The 4,963-nt window shown below is 48.9% G+C and carries 5 protein-coding genes; 2 read left to right on the forward strand and 3 right to left on the reverse strand.

Features of this window, described 5'->3' with window-relative positions:
• Positions 1-1,234, forward strand: a 1,234-nt coding sequence (locus B3O33_RS08895) for a lytic transglycosylase domain-containing protein (protein WP_292363449.1), incomplete at its 5' end; no start/stop codon positions are given.
• A 108-nt stretch (positions 1,235-1,342) separates the two neighbouring features.
• Here the strand turns inward: B3O33_RS08895 and B3O33_RS08900 are convergent.
• Entirely contained in the window at positions 1,343-1,630 is a 288-nt protein-coding gene (locus B3O33_RS08900; RefSeq protein WP_292362158.1) for a DUF3144 domain-containing protein, read from the reverse strand.
• 168 nt (positions 1,631-1,798) lie between these two features.
• Here B3O33_RS08900 and B3O33_RS08905 point away from each other — a divergent pair, with 168 nt between their 5' ends.
• The gene (locus tag B3O33_RS08905; protein ID WP_292362159.1) at positions 1,799-2,140 is read left to right on the forward strand and encodes a Fis family transcriptional regulator; all 342 of its coding nucleotides are present in this window, start codon (positions 1,799-1,801) and stop codon (positions 2,138-2,140) included.
• Between the two features lie 42 nt (positions 2,141-2,182).
• Here the strand turns inward: B3O33_RS08905 and B3O33_RS08910 are convergent, their stop codons facing one another.
• Both B3O33_RS08910 and B3O33_RS08915 read right to left on the reverse strand, forming a co-directional pair.
• Positions 2,183-4,627, reverse strand: a complete 2,445-nt coding sequence (locus B3O33_RS08910; protein ID WP_292362160.1) for an SAM-dependent methyltransferase — start codon at positions 4,625-4,627, stop codon at positions 2,183-2,185.
• A partial coding sequence (locus B3O33_RS08915) for a protein-L-isoaspartate O-methyltransferase family protein (protein ID WP_292363450.1) occupies positions 4,627-4,963 on the reverse strand: 337 nt, incomplete at its 5' end. The genes B3O33_RS08915 and B3O33_RS08910, both read right to left, overlap by 1 nt.

Below are 4,963 nucleotides of genomic sequence, written 5' to 3' on the forward strand. Positions count from 1 at the left end.
CGCTTTCCAGGTTCGCGCTCCTGAACCAGACCTTCGCGCGCCCGAGCCAATTTTGGATGACAGTGAGTTAGCTGAATGGCAAACACTTGAAGATGAGTTAGACGGGTTTCTGACCACCATTATTTCGGCGCTGGCCTACTCGACTGAGTCCCGTATTTTACGTCTTGAATTACTCGCCGTGCTGCTCGACGCGCGACACGCGATTGCCGAAGCGCTGACGGTCGATGATCCCGAATATGATCCGGTTCGAGAACTTTTCCTGGCGACATGGGATCGGTTGCGGCCACTGATGAACGAACTTGAACGTCTGAAGACCCCAGGCTTGGAGGCTGATTTCAAGCTTGCTACGTTTATTGCGGGTGGTGACGCACTGCGTGCTCTTGACGCCCTCGGGCCTGAGTATGGATTTGAAATTACGCGTGACGGGTTGCGAAGGCTTGCCCGCTTGCTGCTTGCCGAATCGGCACCGCCGACTTTTACACCGTTACCCCTGGAGGTCGATCCCGAGTTTCGCGATTTGTTTGGATTGGATACCAGCAATGAGGCCGAATTCACAACAGAAGAATTAGCAGGACAAATCAGTGGTGGCTTCAGTTGGCTAGGGTCCTGGCTGTTTCCGGCCGCCCATGCCGACAGTATCCCCCCGGAAGAGGCTTTAAAGGGACTAGTGCCGCAACGGGATAATCTTGATGCCTACCTTGAGCTGGTCGCCAGCTTACTGGAGAAGCAAACTAACGCCTGGCTGGCCGAAAATGATCGCTTGCCGGACACGATGGCAGAGCGACTCGATCCTTTGGTTCGTGCCACCGCATGGAAAGAATCCTGCTGGCGCCACCTCGTTAGTTCACGTGACGGGCCTCAGGTACTGCGTTCAGCCGGTGGCGCAGTGGGCATGATGCAAATCAACGGTCGGGTCTGGCGTAATGTCTACGATCTTGAACGCCTCGTTGATGAGGTTGACTACAATGTGAACGCCGGCATCGAAATTCTGACCCATTATTTGGTTGATTATGCAATCCGCAAAGGCGAGCACGAACAGCCCGGCGGTGATGACAATTTGATCAAGGCAACCTATGCCGCTTATAACGGCGGGCCGGGACACCTGGCACGATACCGTCGCGAAGACACCGCCATCAGCTTGAAGGCTATCGACAATGCGTTCTGGAACCACTATACGACCATCAAGGCTGAACAATGGCCTGATATCTCAAGCTGCTACTCGGTCGGTGGATGATCTCGATAATGTTCAAAAAACGTCTGTCAGACGAGATCAAGTTGGCTTAGCATGAATGAACATAAAGCCCTGTTTAGACTCAACAGGGCTTTATATTTTAGTGATTTATTATTTCTGTCTATAGCTATCGAAACGGGCAATATATTCTTCAAGGTTTTGATTGAGCATTTCTGCGTAACGTTGGGTGAAAAATTCAATGGCGGCTTGTTTTTCGGCCTTCAGAATCTCGGCACTTTCAACAGAACGGGCGACGCTGAAGGCATTAAACCGGGCGGTTGAATAGAGTATTGACGTATTGACCTCGTCTACAGTACTTACTGCTGCTTGCTGATTTGCAACGGCGATGAATTCATCGGCACGTTGTTGAAATGTTTTTGCTGGTGAATTTTCACTCATTCTTTCTCTCTCATTAGTCTTATTGATTTGAAATGTGATTGATGTCGGTATGATGTTTTAATTGGCTATATTAGCTTCTCGAACGTGACCTATAGTATCAGATAGAAAAATCTGTAAAACAGAGCGAACATCCTTAAGATCTAAAAATCATCAGACCTGATATGAACTATGCGTAAAACAGATAAAAAAATTGATAACGAACTTCGGCTAAAATTGACCGATGTATGTGAACAGGCATTAAAAGATATCGCTGGTTTTCAGTGGCTAACGCACTTGGTGAACTATGATGATTATCCAAATAGCTTAATGGTGGTTTGTGTATTTGATACAAACGAGAATTTGAAAAATTACCTCCAATCAGATGACAGCCAGGCATTGATATCCCTTATTCAAGCTGAATTTAAAACGATGGATATCGAGTTCAAACGTCTTGGTGATCATATCGCATACGATTCTGAAGAGAACTGTAATCAATATCACAAGGGTAATTGGGCGCTCAGGTTGGGTTAAACATTAGCAATTGATTCTGCTTCCAATAACTCACAGGTTGGTTTAGTTCGAATCGCGGTTGATTTTGCCAGTTCCGGGAAACAGCCAGGCCGCCAATAAATATAAAAACACGGCGACGCAGATCAAAACACGAAAACCAAATTGCATCGCGATCAGAGTCGCGAGAATCGGGCTCATCACCGAAGCAAATCCGTTAATGCCCCAGGCCCAGGGGATCAAATCAGCATGCTCACGGCTTAGGACTGCCAGCCCTGTTGGAAACGGTGCTCCCATACAAAACCCGATAGGCAGTATAAGTAAAACCGCCAGCATATATCGCAGAACATCGTTTTGTTGTAACAAAAATGCCGATATCGGACCAAATGCCAGTAGATACACCAGACTCAGAAGTGCGATGCCCATCACCACAGCACTAACGCGCCTTTGCGGTTCGATATGTGGGAGTTTACCGGAGACATAACTTCCCAGACCTGCTGCCAACAGAAAACTGGCTATTACCGTGGTGACGGCATAAACAGGGTGATGCAGGATCAGGATAAACTTCTGGATAAAGGCGATTTCGATAAATAAAAACGCCAGCCCCAGTACAAAAAAATAACCCAGCACTTTTTTATGCAGTGGGTTAGCCGCCCGCCTGCCCTGACGCCGTTGCCATAACCATAATGGTAGTAACAACAGCAGGGCACTGGCGACCAGCGCCTGCACCAGTGCCGCTAACAACAGTAGATAACCGCTTTCCAACAGGAACACACTGCCCTGATCGAGGAGTGATAGTATCTCCGGTAAGGTCTGCCACCTGAAAAACTGGGAAAAATACGGCTGATCATCTGTCGCCGGCCGGAGATTGAACTTGTAATCTTCGATAAATTTATCGCCTTCAGATCCCGCCAAAGCAGATGCTGCCTGGTAAAGATAAGGCTGACTGAGCTTATGAAACCGATTTACTTCCCCGGGATTGATGCCCGGATAATAGGCCAGATCAAAATTATTCTGCTGACTGAAGTGTTTGAGGCGACTGATTTCATCCTCAGTCACCACACCATTCTTGAGCAGCAGGGTGCTTGTCTGCCAGCTACGAATCAGGATCAGGCTTTGTGATACGTTTACCTGTGGTAATTTTTTCAAAGTCGCCACTAACTTTGGCATATCACGTGGTGGCAGCGTAGCTCGGCGTGTGAGACTCAAATAACCGTCTGGTTTCAAATGCTGCAGATAAAGCTGCATCGCCTCAACGGTATAAAGATAATTTTCCGTCATTGAGTACAAACCACCTGAAGACATGCCCGAGCCATCGATCATCGACATCGTTATCAGGTCATACTGATTTTCGGTTCGTGTAACAAAAGACCTGGCCTCGGATTGATGCACCGATACCTGTGGCAAGGAATAAAGTTCTCCGGCAAACTCAGCATAATCGTTTTTAAGCAAACGTATCATCTGTGGATTCTGTTCCACCGCATCAATCCGTGTTGCACCAAATAACAGCGCCTGCAACACATCACTGCCTGCACCTGCGCCCAGCACCAGCACATCGTCCATCGCATCAAACTGGTAGGGCAAGGCGGAGGTAGTCTGCTGCAGATACTCTAATCCTACGGGATTGCCATCAAAACGGTTGATAGCGGTCATCGCGTCGCCATCACTGAAAACCGCCAGTTGTTCCGGCAAATTCGCTTCACTGCTGATACTCAGACCGGGCGCATAACGCAGTGGTACCGCCTTGCTTTCTACTACATTCAATACGCCAAGCGGGCTGGAATAGGTTTTCACTACCTCGGTCTCGGGTATCGTCATGAGTTGGCTCTGGCTTTTATAGGGTGACATTTGCAGTTGCAGCGATGCCGGCACCAGAACCAGCATCAGTGCTGCCACGCCTATCATCAACGCCTGCCAGGACAGCTTTTTGGTCCCGGAATGTTCCCATGCCAGGGACACCAGCAATAACCCGGCAAACAAGACCAGACAGGGCAAAATTACTAAAATCTGCTCAACCAAAAAACCAAACAGCAAAACGATAATACCGATACTACCCAGCGCAGCACCCAGCAAATCAGCAGCATAAAGTGTCGAGATCCCCGTCCGGAACTGGTAAAACGACAAACCGATAATATTGGCTGCAAAAAAGAACGGCACGGCCAATACCAGGTAAACGGCTAACCAGTAAAGCAGTTGCCACGGGTCCCACAATAATTCCGACGGATTAAACGGTAATTCCTGGGCCAGCATAAAACACAGCGGCATGGACAGGGCCAGCAGCAACAAGTTGGTCATGATAACCGACGGGAAATGCCGGCTGACATAGTCCCGGGCCAGTGCCAGGAACACGCCGCTGACACCATAACCAAGTAAAGCCAGGCTGATGATCATAAAGGCAAAATGATGCCATTGAATAATCGAAAACAGCCGAAGTAACAACACTTGATACGCCAGTGCTGAGGCGGATATCAGGGTTATACCGAGCAGGTAGACTCCGGAAAGTCGAAACATCAGCGCTGGCCGGTCAGTGGTACAAAGCGAACCGGCAGCAATTGCTCTGTCACGATATTATCGTCAGCTTCTTTGGTGACCAGCACCAGATGCTGCACCATAAATCGGCTGCCAACCGGAATCACCATGCGCCCACCGGGTTTGAGCTGTTTCAGTAATGGGGGTGGAATATGATCACTGGCCGCCGTAACAATGATGGCATCAAACGGGGCTTCTTCTTCCCAGCCGTAGTAGCCATCACCTTCACGCGTGGTGACATTGAGATAACCGGTTCGCTCTAAATCAACCTTCGCCCGCTCGGCCAGTTCAGGTACGATCTCGATACTGAATACCTGT

Source organism: Methylophaga sp. UBA1464, from assembly GCF_002325665.1.
Lineage (GTDB): Bacteria > Pseudomonadota > Gammaproteobacteria > Nitrosococcales > Methylophagaceae > Methylophaga.

Coding starts and splice junctions, on each gene's coding strand:
- B3O33_RS08900 (WP_292362158.1), bottom strand. CDS start 1,630: ATGAGTGAAAATTCACCAGCAAAAACATTTCAACAACGTGCCGATGAA.
- B3O33_RS08905 (WP_292362159.1), top strand. CDS start 1,799: ATGCGTAAAACAGATAAAAAAATTGATAACGAACTTCGGCTAAAATTG.
- B3O33_RS08910 (WP_292362160.1), bottom strand. CDS start 4,627: ATGTTTCGACTTTCCGGAGTCTACCTGCTCGGTATAACCCTGATATCC.